Here is a 13721-nt window from a genome sequence, read left to right as displayed (position 1 = left end):
ACGCTGAAGATCGCGATGGACTATGACCTCGTCATCATCCACACGAGCACGCCGTCGTTTCCCACCGATGCACTTTTCGCGGAAGACCTGAAAAAGCGCAAACCGTCGCTGCTGGTCGGCATGGTGGGCGCGAAGGTGATGGTCGATCCGCATAACTCGCTCACGGCGACCGAAGCAATCGACTTCGTCTGCCGCGAGGAATTCGACTACACCTGCAAGGAAATCGCCGAAGGCATTCCGTTCGCGCAGATCAAGGGCCTTTCGTGGCGCGCGAAGGACGGCTCGATCGAGCACAACGAGGCACGTCCGATCCTTGAAAACATGGACGAACTGCCGTTCGTCGCGCCGATCTACAAGCGCGATCTGAAGATCGACAATTACTTCATCGGCTATCTGAATTACCCGTATGTATCGATCTATACGGGCCGCGGCTGCAAGTCGCGCTGCACGTTCTGCCTGTGGCCGCAGACGGTCAGCGGTCACCGCTATCGCACGCGTTCGGTGGAAAACGTGATCGCGGAAGCGAAATGGATTCGCGACAACATGCCGGAAGTGAAGGAACTGATGTTCGACGACGACACCTTCACCGACGACCTGCCGCGCGCCGAAGCGATTGCGATCGGTCTGGGCAAGCTCGGCATGACGTGGTCGTGCAACGCGAAGGCCAACGTGCCGTACAAGACGCTCAAGGTGATGAAGGAAAACGGCCTGCGTCTGCTGCTAGTCGGTTTCGAAAGTGGCGACGACCAGATCCTCGTGAACATCAAGAAGGGCGTGCGTACCGATTTCGCGCGCCGTTTCAGCGCGGATTGCAAGCAGCTTGGCATCAAGATTCACGGCACGTTTATCTTGGGTCTGCCGGGCGAGACGCAGGAAACCATCGCGAAGACGATCGAGTACGCGAAGGAAATCAATCCGCACACGATCCAGGTGTCGCTGGCTGCGCCCTATCCGGGCACGACGCTGTACAACCAGGCCGTGGAAAACGGCTGGATGGAAGAGAACAAGGTCATCAACCTGGTGAGCAAGGAAGGCGTGCAGCTGGCCGCAATCGGTTATCCGCACCTGTCGCGCGAAGAGATTTATCACCACCTCGAACAGTTTTATCGCCAGTTCTATTTCCGTCCGTCGAAGATCTGGGAAATCGTGCGCGAAATGCTCACGAGCTGGGACATGATGAAACGCCGTCTGCGCGAAGGCGTGGAGTTCTTCCGCTTCCTGCGCGCGCACGAGGCATGATGAGCGGCTCGCGCAAGGGCGTCTTACTCACGAACCTGCGAGCGCCCGCGCTCGTGATTCTTCTCTCTACTGTCGTCGTGGCGACGACGATGACGGATATCGCTGCGCCCCATATCGAGCATGTGCTGCTCGACGCCACTGCCGTGGTGTTTGGCGCAGCGGCGACGCTGGGCATCATCTACACCTTGCTGGCGAGTCTGCTGGTCGGGCGGTTTTTCACGCGCAGCGTCAACGTGCCCGCCCAGTTTCCCGGCGTGACCGTGGTGAAGCCGTTGCACGGCGACGAATGGCAATTGTCCGAACACCTGGAATCATTTTTTAATCAGGATTACCCAGGACCGGTTCAATATCTTTTCGGCGTGCATGATGCGAACGACGCCGCGATCAAGCGCGTCGATGCATTACGCGCGCGTTATCCCGATGCGGCTATAACCATCGTCGCGGATGGTCGGTTATACGGGCCGAACCGCAAGATCGCGAATCTCGTCAATATGCTCGAGCATGCGGGCCACGACATTCTGTGCTTTGCCGACAGCGATGTGCGGGTCGATAGCACGTACTTGCGCACGGTGGTGGGCACGCTCGACGATCCGGACGTGGGTCTGGTCACCACGGTTTATCGCGGGCTGTGCGCGCCCGGATTCTGGCCCCGCGTCGGCGCGGCGCTGACGAACTATCATTTCCTGCCTGGAGTCATCACGGGCGTGGCGATCGGACGCGCGCGGCCGTGCTTTGGACAGACGATTGCGCTCACGCGACAGACGCTCGACGCAATTGGCGGTTTGCAGCAGTTCGCCCACCATCTTGCCGAAGACCACGCGCTCGGCGAGGCAGTGCGACGCATCGGCAAGTCGGTGGCGATTCCGCCGCTGACAGTGCAGCACGCCTGCGTGGAAGACACCTTCGCAGACTTTTTCACCCACGAATTGCGCTGGAGCCGCACGATACGCGCAGCCGATCGTTCCGGCCATCTTGGCGCCGTGCTGATGCATCCTTTGCCGCTTGCCGTGCTGGCCGTGGCATTTTCGGGCGGTGCAACGGCGGCGTGTCTGATTGCCGGTGCTGCGTTGCTGGCCCGTGCATTGCTGGTCCTGCGCGTCGATCGCGCCACTCGCAGTCGCACGCACGGGTTGTGGAATCTGCCGCTGTGCGACATGCTGCAATTTGCCGTCTATCTCGCGAGTTTTGGTTCGTCGGGCGTCGTCTGGCGCGGCATCCGCTTCAGCGTGGATGGCAACGGCATGCTGTCGCCGGTTCGCGATGAGTGAGCGAACCCGCATAGTGCTGAAGCTGGCGAATTCGATGATGTACACAAAAAAGCGCGCAAGAGGGCGTGATTGATGAAGCAGCTTGGTCGTATTGCCGCATTGGCCGGTTTAGCCGTGGCCGTGTTTCTGGTCTGGCGCGAGCACCCGGAAACGACGTGGCGCCTGATGCGGGAAGCAGGATTCGGACTCGTGCTCGCAGCGCTCGTTCACATCCTGCCGATGTGGGCAAATGCATGGGATTGGCGCACGCTGATCCGTCCCGCGGAGCGTCCGTCCTTGCTGACGATGCTGAAAATCGTGTGGCTCCGCGAATCGGTGAACGGACTCTTGCCGGTCGCGCGCGTGGGCGGCGAAATCGTGTCGTTTCGCCTGCTTAACCGCTTTGGCGTGCGTCCCGCAACCGCGCTCGGCAGCCTTGTCGTCGATATTCAATTGACGCTGATCAGCCAGCTTCTGTTTGCCTTTCTCGCCTGCGCCTATGTGCTCGACGGTTCGAGTTCCGGTACCGCACGCACGATCAGCACGCTGCTCTGGAGCATTAGCGCGGCCGTGCCCGTGCTGGTGCTGTTCGCGCTGGTCCAGCATGCGCGGCCGTTCGAGCGCTTTGCGCGCGTGCTTAATCAGGTGACGAGCGGGAAGCTGGTCGAACTGGTGGGCAAGTCGGTGCGTATCGACCAGGCCGTCAAGCTGATCTGGCGTCGTAAAGGCACGGTGCTGCGCTACCTGTTCATCTGGCAGACGGTGCAGTTTATCGGCTTCTCGCTCGAAATCTGGCTTGCGCTGCGCGTGCTCGGTGCGCCTGCAACTTTTGCGCAGGCCTGTGTGATCGAAGCGTTGATCCAGATTGTCAGCAGCATCGCGTTTCTGGTGCCAGCGAGCCTGGGCGTGCAGGAGGGCGGTTTTGTACTGATCGGTTCGATGTTTGGCTTCGACGCCCCGACCTGTCTCGCGCTCGCAGGCGCACGTCGTATCCGCGACTTGCTGTTCTATGTGCCGGGTCTGCTTGCATGGCAACTGGCCGAATATACGTCGTCGCGCAACGAGGAAAAGGCCGCCGTGGGCTCGGGCGCGCCTGCGCAAAAAACGTGACGCTGGCCGCGGCTGATTTAAAATCAGCCGCGGCTACGTCTTTAAGAATTTGGCAACAAGCTATGCAAGTACAGATTGCGTCGGACCTCCATCTCGATGCCCTGCAAAAGAAGTTTCCCGATGGTCCTGCGCTTGACGCCGCACCCGGCGCCGATCTGCTGATACTCGCGGGCGATATTCACCTTGGAGCGGCAGGCGTCGATCGTTTTGCCGACTGGCCGGTGCCGGTGGTCTACGTCAGCGGCAATCACGAGGCGTATGGCGCGGGCTATAGCGAAACGGTCAGCGCCATCGCGGGGCGCGCGCAGGGGACGAACATCCACTACCTGGAGCGCCGCTCGATCGAACTGGATGGCGTGCGCTTTCTTGGCTGCTGTCTGTGGACGGATTACGCGTTGTATGGCGATCGCGAAAAAAGCATGGAATACGCTCGCGACGCAATGTCCGATCATCGCTCGATCCTACGTGAGGACGGCGGCCCGTTTGGTCCGGAGGATGCGCTTGCCGAACATCGCAGCGCGATTCAGTGGCTTGTGAAAGAACTCGCCACGCCTTTTCGCGGCAAGACGGTCGTGATAACGCATCATGGCGTCTCGCCGGACTCCATTCATGAGCGATTTCACGATCACCCTGTCAATGTGGGTTTTTTGAGCGATCTGCGCGAGCTGCTGCCATTTGCGGATCTCTGGATTCACGGACATGTGCACGATTCATTCGACTACCGGTCGGGTGGAGCGCGCGTAATTGCGAATCCGCGCGGCTATGCGCTGAATCTGGCATCGGCGCATAGCGTGGCCGAATTGCAGTGGGAAAATCGCGCGTTCAATCCGCATTGCGTTGTGGAGATTTGACGCTTTTAGCCGTCCGTGGAGATCGTTACCGTCTCCCAGGCGCGGATTTCATTTTCCAGTTCCGCCAATTTTTTCCTCACTAGTCCAAGTGCATCGGTACCGAGCAGAAGATGCGCGGGCGGATGTTCTGCGTCGATAACCGCGAGCATCGCGCGCGCCGCCTTGTGAGGATCGCCAGGCTGCTTGCCGTTTTTCTCTTCGCGCGCCTGGCGGACTGGATCGAAGAGAGCGTCGTAATCCGCAATCGAACGCGGCGTGCGCGTCATCGAGCGGCCGGCCCAGTCTGTGCGGAACGATCCAGGGGCAACGGCTGTGACGGCAATGCCGAACGGTTTGACTTCTTTGCCGAGCGCTTCGGATATGCCTTCGAGTGCAAACTTGCTACCACAGTAATAAGCAATGCCAGGCATGGTGATATAGCCGCCCATCGACGTGATGTTCAGAATGTGGCCGCGTCTGCGCGTGCGCATGAAGGGCAGGACTGCCTTCATCATGGCGACCGCGCCAAATACGTTCACGTCGAATTGCCTGCGCATTTCGGACAAGGGCGATTCTTCCATCACACCTTCGTGCCCATAGCCCGCATTGTTGACCAGAACGTCGATTGCGCCGATGTTTGCCTCGATATCGGCTACCGTTGCGTCGATGGCGTCGAAGTCCGTCACATCGAGCACACGGGCAAATGCCGCATTGACGGATAGCGCCTCGAAATCGCGCCTGGCTTCTGCACTCCTTACCGTTCCGACGACCGTGTGACCGGCTGCCAGGGCCTCTTGTGCGAGTGCCCGTCCGAAACCGCTGCTAACGCCCGTGATGAGCAAAACTTTGCTGGATGACATGAAAAACCTCTCCCGGAATCATGGCTGGAGAGTGCATACTAGTCTCAAGAAAAGAACAAAATAAGCCTGATTCTGCTATTTATCTTGCCTGAAACTATGAGTGTGACTCGAGCCGCCCTTTCCCGATCAGATCTGTCCCCCCGAAACCGCAAGCGCATGATTGCGCTGCTGCACGCGTTGGCGCCGGACGAAGGCTATAACCTGACGGCACAGCCGGGTGTGCGCATTCTGCGTTCGAACCGGCCCTTGTCGCGCACGCCGGTGCTCTACGATCCGGGCATCGTGATCGTTTGTCAGGGCCGCAAACGCGGCTATTTTGGCGATCAGCTTTATCTTTACGACGAAGAACACTACCTGGCGGTTTCGGTGCCTGTGCCGTTCAGCATGGAAACCGAGGCTAGCGAAGCGCATCCGCTGCTGGCGCTGTACCTGCACCTCGATTTCGCCCTGGCCGCCGAACTGGCGGCACAAATCGATCGAGAGGCCATTAGAGAACATGCGGATCAGGCGCAGGCGCCGCAAAGCATGATGTCTACGCCCATGGACGATGCCATGCAGATGTCGGTGCTGCGCTTCCTGGAAGCGATGCATCGGCCGCTTGAAGCGGCGGTATTGGGCCCGAGCCTGCTGCGCGAGCTTTATTTCCGCGTGCTCACCGGCGCGCAAGGAAGTTCGATGCGCGAGGCGCTCGCGATGAAAGGGCAGTTCGGCCGCATAGGCCGGTCGCTACGCTTGATACACGCGGGCTATGCTGAGCCGCTGGACGTGATGCAGCTTGCCGAGGAAGCCGGTATGAGCGTGCCGAGCTTCCACAGCCACTTCAAGACCATCACCCAGGTGTCGCCGATGCAGTACGTGAAATCGACGCGCCTGCATCAGGCGCGTCTGTTGATGATTCGTCAGGACCTGACTGCGGAAGCGGCAAGCCACGCCGTTGGTTACACGAGTGCGTCCCAGTTCAGCAGGGAATTCAAAAGGCTGTTTGGTTTGACGCCCGCTGCGGAAGCGCGGCGCATGCGCGAAAGCTTTGCGATTCCGGAAGCATTCGACGACGCAATTTATGTGTCGTCGCATTGAGGCTGCAATGCATCAAGCGCGGCTATCGCCCTGCATCTGCCCATGCGCTTCCATCTGCCGGTACTCGCTCGGCGCGACGCCCGCGCTCACGCGTGCGCGCTAGAACCGGTAGGTGAGCGTGATCTGCGCGACGGGATACCAGCGATAGCCGCTTACCTTGTTATTGAGCCGCTGCTCTTCGAGCGCGATGTTTTGGGGCGTGGCGAATAATTGGTATATCGGCGGCACGTTGTAGTCGACACGCGGGCGTCCATAGGCCACGCCGAGATCCACCGCGAGCCCGAAGCCACGCACCGGCCGACGGTGTCCATAACCCAGGCCGATATACGGCATCGCACGCGGCAGCGTGATGGTCGCTTCAGGCGCTGGCCCCACGGCGGGCACATAGGTGTTGCCGATCACGTAGTTGCCCAGCGCATTGGGTACGGCATGGCCGTCGAACGAATCGTCGTTGATCAGCACGCCCGCGCTCAGACGGAATCCACTGGAGGCGAACGGAAACAGGTCGCCATAGAGGCCGCCCTGGAGCAGCTTGACGCGGCCTTCGTAGCGCCCGCCATCGACCGTCGCGGAGGTATCAAAGGCCAGGCCCTCGACGTCGGCGCGCAGCCCAAAATGCGAGCCCAGATTGATGGCGACGCCCGGTCCCACTCCAAGCGTGCCGCCAGTCAGATAGGCCTCCTGTGCATAGGCGTCGTGGGCCGGCATCGTCACGCAGCCGATCGTCACGAGTGCCGCGGCGCCCCACGTTGACGTGCGTTGCGTTGTCCTTGCTGCTTTCATCGCTTCCCCTTTATTCGTATGCAGTCATGTGCCGATGGGCTGAACTGTAGGTTCATGTCAGCAGGTTCGATACGAAAAGGAGACGGCTTTTCGCGGTCCAGATCGCGCGTGACCGACGGTCCTTGTGGGAATCCTATTGGTGTAGGAATGATCTGTCTTGACGCTGGAAGCTGCGTTTTTTTAGGATGCAAGCCAATCCGATATCGGCGAACAACTGGGCATACCCGCCGATATCGATACAAGGCAACGCAGGGGCAAGAGCGTAGATCGTTCTGCCGCACACACGCGTCAAATCACACTTCCGGGGAAATCAGATGGCTCGTCATGACACGGCATGGGCGGCAGGCGGCAAGTTTTTTGGCCTCTTGATGGTCGTAGCGCTGGGTGCGTGTGGCGGTGGGGGCGGTGGCAGTGGCGCGGCGAGCACGGCGGGCGCTGGCGCGACCACTGCGGCTTCGGCTGGCGCCGCTGCGGGCGCGGCATCGGGCGCATCCAGCAGTGGGGCGGCGTCCGTGGCGTCGGGAAGCGCGGCGGCGAGTAGTCCCGCCGCATCGTCGCCGGCGAGCGGCACGACGGCCACCGTCCTCAAGCTATCGACGGCGGTGCAAAACCAGACGGTCGCGAAAGAGGCCGCCGCTTCGGGCATGCTGTCGAGCGTCGGTGTCGCGGGCTTGTATATGGCGGCGGCGCGGCCCTTCCTCACGGCGGCATTGGCCGGTGCGCCTGCCGCGACGACGAACTGCGCCAGGGGCGGCAGTATCGCGACGGTTGTGAGCAACGTCGGTGCGCCGGGCCTGCGCGCAGGCGAGACGGCGAGCGTTTCGTTCGCCCAATGCGTGGGGCAGATCTCGGCGCCGGAACTGTCGGCTGCCGACGCGCTTGGCGGTGGCGTGAACTTCGCGGTTCAGAGCGTGCAGGGCAGTGTCGGCAGCCGGACGGCGAACTGGTCGTACACAGCGACCGAAACCGCAAACGCGCTTGCGATTGCTTCATCGGATGCGACAACGACGTTTAACGGCACGGTTACGTTCACGGTGGCCTACGACGCAGCCACAGCCACGATAACCACGACGGCAAACGCACCGAGTCTCACGATTACGCGAACGCAGACGTCGGCATCGTCGGGCACCACGCTGGATGGTTCGATTGCGATCACGTCGCTGGCATGGACCGATATCGATAACGTTGCGAGCGCAACCGAATCGTTGAGCGCTTCCTGCGCGGTCAGCGACGTGGTGGAGGGCGTGACGCTCGCGTTCAATGTGACGACGCCGGTTGCGCTCACGATCGCCAACGGCGCGATTACGGCAGGTACGCAGCAACTGGCGAGCACCGATACGACGGAAACCATCGTCGCGCAGAACGCCACGACGTTTGTCCTTACGGTGACGTCGCAGGGCGTGACCGGTGTGTGGACGCAGAGTGCGAGTTCGTTGGCGTCGTAGGTGCGGCGCTATCGATGCGGGCAAAATAAAAAAGCCGCTCTTTCGAGCGGCTTTTTTTCACCATCAATCGCGCAGACCACAAAAGCCCGTGCGATCAAAAGCAAGCGAAATCAATCAATCGTCGAGCAACGAAAGATCGCGCACAGCGCCCTTATCGGCCGACATCACGAGCTTCGCGTACGCCTTGAGCGCCGCCGACACCTTGCGCGGACGCGGCTGAACCGGCTTCCATCCCTTCGCGTTCTGCTCTTCGCGGCGACGCGCGAGTTCTTCATCCGAAACCAGCACGTTGATCGAGCGGTTCGGGATGTCGATGCGGATCTTGTCACCGTCGCGCACCAGGCCGATTGCGCCGCCCGCTGCCGCTTCCGGCGAGCAGTGGCCAATCGACAGACCCGAGGTGCCGCCCGAAAAGCGGCCATCGGTCAGCAGCGCGCATTCCTTGCCCAGACCCTTCGACTTGATATAGCTGGTCGGGTAGAGCATTTCCTGCATGCCGGGGCCGCCCTTGGGGCCTTCGTAGCGCACGATCACCACGTCGCCGGCCTTGACCTTGTCGGCGAGGATGTTCGCCACGGCTTCGTCCTGCGACTCGGTCACATGCGCCGTGCCTTCGAACACGTGAATGCTTTCGTCCACACCCGCCGTCTTCACCACGCAGCCGTCCAGCGCGATGTTGCCGGTCAGCACGGCGAGGCCGCCTTCCTTCGAGAACGCATGCTCGTACGAGCGGATGCAGCCTTCGGCGCGGTCGGTATCCAGGCTCGGCCAGCGCGTGTTCTGGCTGAACGCCGTCTGCGTGGGAATGCCCGCGGGACCAGCCATATAGAACGTCTTGACCGCTTCGTCCTGCGTGAGCGTGACGTCCCACTGTTGCAGCGCGTCCTTCATCGTGGGCGCGTGCACGGTCGGCACGTCGGTGTGCAGCTTGCCCGCGCGGTCCAGCTCGCCCAGGATCGCCATGATGCCGCCGGCGCGGTGCACGTCTTCGATGTGGTACTTGTTGGTGTTCGGCGCGACCTTGCACAGCTGCGGCACGACGCGCGAGAGGCGGTCGATGTCGCGCATGGTGAATTCGATTTCCGCTTCCTGGGCGATGGCCAGCAAGTGCAGGATCGTGTTGGTCGAACCGCCCATGGCGATGTCGAGCGTCATGGCGTTCTCAAACGCCTTGAAGCCCACCGAGCGCGGCAGCACGCTCTCGTTTTCGCCTTCGTAGTATTCGCGCGTGAGCGAGACGATGCGCTGACCGGCGCGCTTGAAGAGCTGTTCGCGGTCCGCGTGCGTGGCGACCACGGTGCCATTGCCCGGCAGCGAGAGGCCCAGCGCTTCGGTCAGGCAGTTCATCGAGTTGGCCGTGAACATGCCCGAGCAGGAGCCACAGGTCGGACAGGCCGAGCGTTCGACTTCGGCGACTTCGGCGTCCGAGTACTTGCTGTCTGCCGCGATCACCATCGCGTCGATCAGGTCGAGCTTCTTGACTTCGATGGCCTTGGTGACCGGGTTCGCCAGGCGCGTCTTGCCGGCTTCCATCGGGCCACCCGACACGAAGATCACGGGGATGTTCAGGCGCATCGCGGCCATCAGCATGCCCGGGGTGATCTTGTCGCAGTTCGAGATGCAGACCATGGCGTCGGCGCAGTGCGCATTGACCATGTATTCGACCGAATCGGCGATGATGTCGCGGCTCGGCAGCGAGTAGAGCATGCCGTCATGGCCCATTGCGATGCCGTCGTCGACCGCGATGGTGTTTAATTCCTTGGCGACGCCGCCCGCAGCCTCGATTTCGCGCGCGACTAGCTGGCCCAGGTCTTTCAGGTGCACGTGACCGGGCACGAACTGGGTGAACGAGTTGACGACGGCGATGATCGGCTTGGCGAAGTCTTCGTCTTTCATGCCGGTGGCGCGCCAGAGCGAGCGCGCACCTGCCATGTTGCGGCCGGCGGTGGAGGTTTTGGAACGGTATGCGGGCATCGTGGGTGCTAGTTAAAAATCGCTGAAAAATTAGCGGGCCACGGGAATAAAGGCCCCTCGCGCGCCCGCGCAGCCAACCTTTTGAGCGGCGCTGCGAGCAAACTCTGTAATTATCCCATACGCGCCGCATTGGCGTCCTGGTCGCCTGATTTCGGGGCGATTATGAGTCGCTTGTGCGGATTTGCGTGCGTGCGCAAGGTTCTTTGCCGCGCCGCCGCGCGGTACAGGCGAAAAAAAAACCGCACGCGATATCCGCATGCGGTTTTTGACGATCCGGGGGATCGTTTGCGCCGGCCGATCCTGCCAGCCGGCACGCGACATCAGAAGATGTTGCGCAGGCCGACTGCAACGCCGGTCTGGTTGTTGCGGCCCGGGAAGTCGGCCGTAGCCGCGCCCGTGCCACGCGTGAAGTCCACCGTGCCGTACACTTCCGTGCGCTTCGAGAGTGCGTATTCGGCGAGAACCACGGCCGAGTAGCGCACGCCCGTGCTCAGCGTCGTGCCGTCCGAGTTCAGCGCGTTGCTGGCGTGGTCGTAGTAGTAAGCGGCGGTCAGCGTCAGCGGAGCCGTCACTTGCCACACGGCGCCGGCGTAGAGGCCGTTGTCGATGCGGTTCGTGCCCGTCACAGGCGTCGAGAAGTTCGCTGCCGGCGAGCCCGACGCGCCCATGTACAGGTCGACGATGCCGGTGTTGTCCTGGCCGTAGAGCCAGCCAGCCATCGCCTTGACCGGGCCGATCTGGTACACGCCGCTCACGTTGGCGACGCGGTACTTGTTGTTGTGCAGGTCGCTGTTCTGCTGATAGCCGGCGTCGATCTGGAACGGGCCGAACGCGTAAGCCGCGGTCACGCCGTACATGTTGTTCGCGCCAGTGCTGCCTGCCACGCCGCCGAAGCTGTACATCGCTTCGACTTCAAGGCCGCCGAAGTGGCCGTCATACTTGACCGAGTTGTTCTGACGCAGGCCATAGCCGAGCGCGCCCGGCAGCCAGCTGTCCTGGTCGAAGTTGCCGACCGTCAGCGGATCGAACACGTTGCCCAGTTGATCGAACAGCGGGGTGTTCTGGCGGCCGAACGTCACGGCGCCGTACTGGTTGCTTTGCAGACCGACATACGCCATCCGGTTGAACAGCGTGCCCGAACTGGCCATCTGGCCATTCCAGAGGTTAAAGCCGCTTTCGAGGCGGAACACCGTGGACAGACCGCCGCCCAGATCTTCCTGGCCTTTCAGGCCCCAGCGGCTGCCGGTGATCGGGCCGACGCCCATCTGGACTTCGCTGTCGTTTGCGGCGTTAGCGTTCGTGAGGTAGCGGACGCTGGTATCGACGATACCGTACAGCGTGACCGAGCTTTGCGCGAAAGCGGACTGTGCCGAGATAGCCAGCAGAGCTGCGCCGAGTGCTGCGGTGGTCTTCTTCATGTAATCCCCGTTTTTAATCGTTGATCCAGCGATGCAGGGGTGCGGGCGCTGGCGTTAGTCTTCGAACCGGTATGCGTGGGCGGTGCTTTGCGCACGAAAGTGGCGATAATATTTCCAACCATTAAAACTTCTGCAATATATTTAGTGCGGTGTCGCACGGCTACAACATGGACTGGCGCAATGCGCGAATGCCCGCTATCTGGGGCGTTCAAGGTGTTTTCAAGGCAATACATCCGGCGTTTGCGGATTAACGCGAGCGGTTAAGATGAACGATTGATAATCGGGTTTCCCCTAATTCTTTATTTCGCGCCTTTTCCACTTTTACGCTTTACGCGGATGAATACCCAGACACTCGCAGTTCGTGAGGACGGCCCGGAAGGCGTCTATACGCGTGGTTCCGGCGCCGCGCGCGAATGGTGGCGCGTGTCGCTATCTGAGCGCGCGAATATGTTTCGCATCGAGCACGGCCACGGCGGCGAGGCGCAGGGCGAGGTGGACATCGACACCGTGGTCGATCTGGACAATCTCGAAGCCAAGCTGCTCAAGTGGCGCCGCGAGGGCTTCGTTTCCGCAGCCGGTCGCGACGACGAAGCGCGCGCGCTCGCGGCGGGCAGCCGTTTTGCGGCGGATCTCGAGCGTGCCGTCGAGCTTGGGCGTGCGGCGCGCGAAGCGGATCGGCCCGAGGGTGCAGGCGTGCGCATCGGCGCCGTGGAACTGCCGCTGGCGCCCGCAGGCACGCCAACGGCGCTCGTACCGCGCATCAACGACGCGTATCTCTTCACCGCACGCACCGACGACATCGCGCTCGACATCGTCGAGAACCGCCGCGTCATGCTGATCGGCCACACGGGTTCGGGCAAGACCAGTTTCATCGAGCAGGTGGCCGCGCGCACGGGCCATGGCGTGCTGCGCGCGAACATGAATGGGCAGACCACCATCGGCGATTTCGTCGGTTTCTGGACCGTGAAGGGCGGCGAGACCGTCTGGGTGGATGGCGTGCTGCCGGTGGCGATGCGCGAGGGTTACTGGCTCATCATCGACGAACTCGATTTCGCGGAACCGTCGATTCTGGCGGTACTGACCGCAGTGCTGGAGCCCAATGGCCGGCTGCTGCTCAAAGAGCGTGGCAACGAAATCGTCGCGCCGCATCCGTCGTTTCGCCTCTTTGCCACGGCGAATGCGGCGGGCGCGATGAGCGCGTACCGGCATCTGTACCAAGGGGCGAATCTGCTCAACGAGGCCTTTCTTGACCGCTGGCGCGTGTATCTGTTCGATTATCTGTCGAAAGAAGAGGAAGCCGAAGTATTACGGCGGACCTTGCCGCTTTTAACACCGGTAATCGCGCAAACACTCGCCGCCATTGCTGCGGATTGCCGCGCGGCGTTTGCGCGCGAGGATCTGGCGAGCGCGTTTTCCACGCGCCGGCTGATCGACTGGGCCGAACTGATGTTGCGTACGGGCGACGTCGAGCGCGCAGCCGGTCCCGCGATCTACGCGAAAGTGAGCGCGGAAGACGCGGCGCTGATTCGCAGCATCATTCGCCATCACGCGATTTTCGATGGTGGTTCTGGCGTGACGCCGTGACGTAAGCCTCTATGGACAGCACCCGGATCGACGATCTCGAAGCGCGCCTGGGCAAGCTCGCACGCGTGCTGACCGGCGAGCCGCGCTTGACAGTGTCGATTGGCGCGGGTGGTCCTCGCATCGAGCGCGAGCGTTTGGTCTTGCCGTCCCGCGC

11 protein-coding genes are annotated in these 13721 nt (G+C 61.8%); 7 read left to right on the top strand and 4 right to left on the bottom strand.

What is annotated here, in order from left to right:
- The 4 genes from hpnJ to VG320_RS01270 form a co-directional block, all read left to right on the top strand.
- Positions 1–1239, top strand: a 1239-nt coding sequence (gene hpnJ / locus VG320_RS01285) for a hopanoid biosynthesis associated radical SAM protein HpnJ (RefSeq protein WP_327198375.1), incomplete at its 5' end; no start/stop codon positions are given.
- A gap of 98 nt (positions 1240–1337) precedes the next feature.
- Positions 1338–2507, top strand: coding sequence for a bacteriohopanetetrol glucosamine biosynthesis glycosyltransferase HpnI (hpnI, locus tag VG320_RS01280; RefSeq protein WP_414695936.1), 1170 nt, complete (start codon positions 1338–1340; stop codon positions 2505–2507).
- Between the two features lie 72 nt (positions 2508–2579).
- Positions 2580–3596 (top strand): lysylphosphatidylglycerol synthase domain-containing protein, encoded by a 1017-nt coding sequence (locus VG320_RS01275; RefSeq protein WP_327198373.1) that lies wholly within the window; start codon positions 2580–2582, stop codon positions 3594–3596.
- Positions 3593–4447: a metallophosphoesterase gene (locus VG320_RS01270; protein WP_327198372.1), complete on the top strand. Its 855-nt coding sequence runs from the start codon at positions 3593–3595 to the stop codon at positions 4445–4447. Before VG320_RS01275 ends, VG320_RS01270 begins: the two co-directional genes overlap by 4 nt.
- Positions 4448–4452: 5 nt before the next feature.
- On the opposite strand, the gene VG320_RS01265 is transcribed toward VG320_RS01270, so the two are convergent.
- Positions 4453–5286, bottom strand: a complete 834-nt coding sequence (locus VG320_RS01265) for an oxidoreductase (protein ID WP_327198371.1) — start codon at positions 5284–5286, stop codon at positions 4453–4455.
- Positions 5287–5442: 156 nt separating this feature from the next.
- On the opposite strand from VG320_RS01265, the gene VG320_RS01260 reads away from it, so the two are divergent.
- Entirely contained in the window at positions 5443–6363 is a 921-nt protein-coding gene (locus VG320_RS01260) for an AraC family transcriptional regulator (protein WP_414695935.1), read from the top strand.
- A 99-nt stretch (positions 6364–6462) separates the two neighbouring features.
- Here VG320_RS01260 and VG320_RS01255 read toward each other — a convergent pair whose 3' ends face one another.
- Positions 6463–7146 (bottom strand): hypothetical protein, encoded by a 684-nt coding sequence (locus VG320_RS01255; RefSeq protein ID WP_327198369.1) that lies wholly within the window; start codon positions 7144–7146, stop codon positions 6463–6465.
- Positions 7147–7460: 314 nt separating this feature from the next.
- Here VG320_RS01255 and VG320_RS01250 point away from each other — a divergent pair, with 314 nt between their 5' ends.
- Positions 7461–8591 (top strand): hypothetical protein, encoded by a 1131-nt coding sequence (locus tag VG320_RS01250; RefSeq protein WP_327198368.1) that lies wholly within the window; start codon positions 7461–7463, stop codon positions 8589–8591.
- 114 nt (positions 8592–8705) lie between these two features.
- On the opposite strand, the gene ilvD is transcribed toward VG320_RS01250, so the two are convergent.
- Together ilvD and VG320_RS01240 are read right to left on the bottom strand one after the other, a co-directional pair.
- The gene (gene ilvD / locus VG320_RS01245) at positions 8706–10565 is read right to left on the bottom strand and encodes a dihydroxy-acid dehydratase (protein ID WP_327198367.1); all 1860 of its coding nucleotides are present in this window, start codon (positions 10563–10565) and stop codon (positions 8706–8708) included.
- A 320-nt stretch (positions 10566–10885) separates the two neighbouring features.
- A complete protein-coding gene (locus tag VG320_RS01240; RefSeq protein WP_327198366.1) occupies positions 10886–11983 on the bottom strand; it encodes a porin in 1098 nt (365 codons plus the stop codon).
- Between the two features lie 336 nt (positions 11984–12319).
- On the opposite strand from VG320_RS01240, the gene VG320_RS01235 reads away from it, so the two are divergent.
- Positions 12320–13567 carry an AAA family ATPase gene (locus tag VG320_RS01235; protein WP_327198365.1) on the top strand — a complete coding sequence of 416 codons (1248 nt, stop codon included), beginning with the start codon at positions 12320–12322 and terminating at the stop codon, positions 13565–13567.
- The last annotated feature ends 154 nt before the right edge of the window (positions 13568–13721 follow it).

Origin of the sequence: Paraburkholderia sp. (assembly GCF_035948235.1) — a bacterium.
GTDB lineage: Bacteria > Pseudomonadota > Gammaproteobacteria > Burkholderiales > Burkholderiaceae > Paraburkholderia.
Note: the sequence above shows the minus strand (reverse complement) of the source record. Positions and strands in the feature narration are given on the sequence as shown.

What these genes read in the sequence shown, in the direction of transcription:
- VG320_RS01275 (WP_327198373.1), top strand. Translation starts at nt 2,580, where the DNA reads ATGAAGCAGCTTGGTCGTATTGCCGCATTGGCCGGTTTAGCCGTGGCC.
- VG320_RS01260 (WP_414695935.1), top strand. Translation starts at nt 5,443, where the DNA reads ATGATTGCGCTGCTGCACGCGTTGGCGCCGGACGAAGGCTATAACCTG.
- ilvD (WP_327198367.1), bottom strand. Translation starts at nt 10,565, where the DNA reads ATGCCCGCATACCGTTCCAAAACCTCCACCGCCGGCCGCAACATGGCA.
- VG320_RS01250 (WP_327198368.1), top strand. Translation starts at nt 7,461, where the DNA reads ATGGCTCGTCATGACACGGCATGGGCGGCAGGCGGCAAGTTTTTTGGC.
- VG320_RS01240 (WP_327198366.1), bottom strand. Translation starts at nt 11,983, where the DNA reads ATGAAGAAGACCACCGCAGCACTCGGCGCAGCTCTGCTGGCTATCTCG.
- VG320_RS01235 (WP_327198365.1), top strand. Translation starts at nt 12,320, where the DNA reads ATGAATACCCAGACACTCGCAGTTCGTGAGGACGGCCCGGAAGGCGTC.
- VG320_RS01265 (WP_327198371.1), bottom strand. Translation starts at nt 5,286, where the DNA reads ATGTCATCCAGCAAAGTTTTGCTCATCACGGGCGTTAGCAGCGGTTTC.
- VG320_RS01255 (WP_327198369.1), bottom strand. Translation starts at nt 7,146, where the DNA reads ATGAAAGCAGCAAGGACAACGCAACGCACGTCAACGTGGGGCGCCGCG.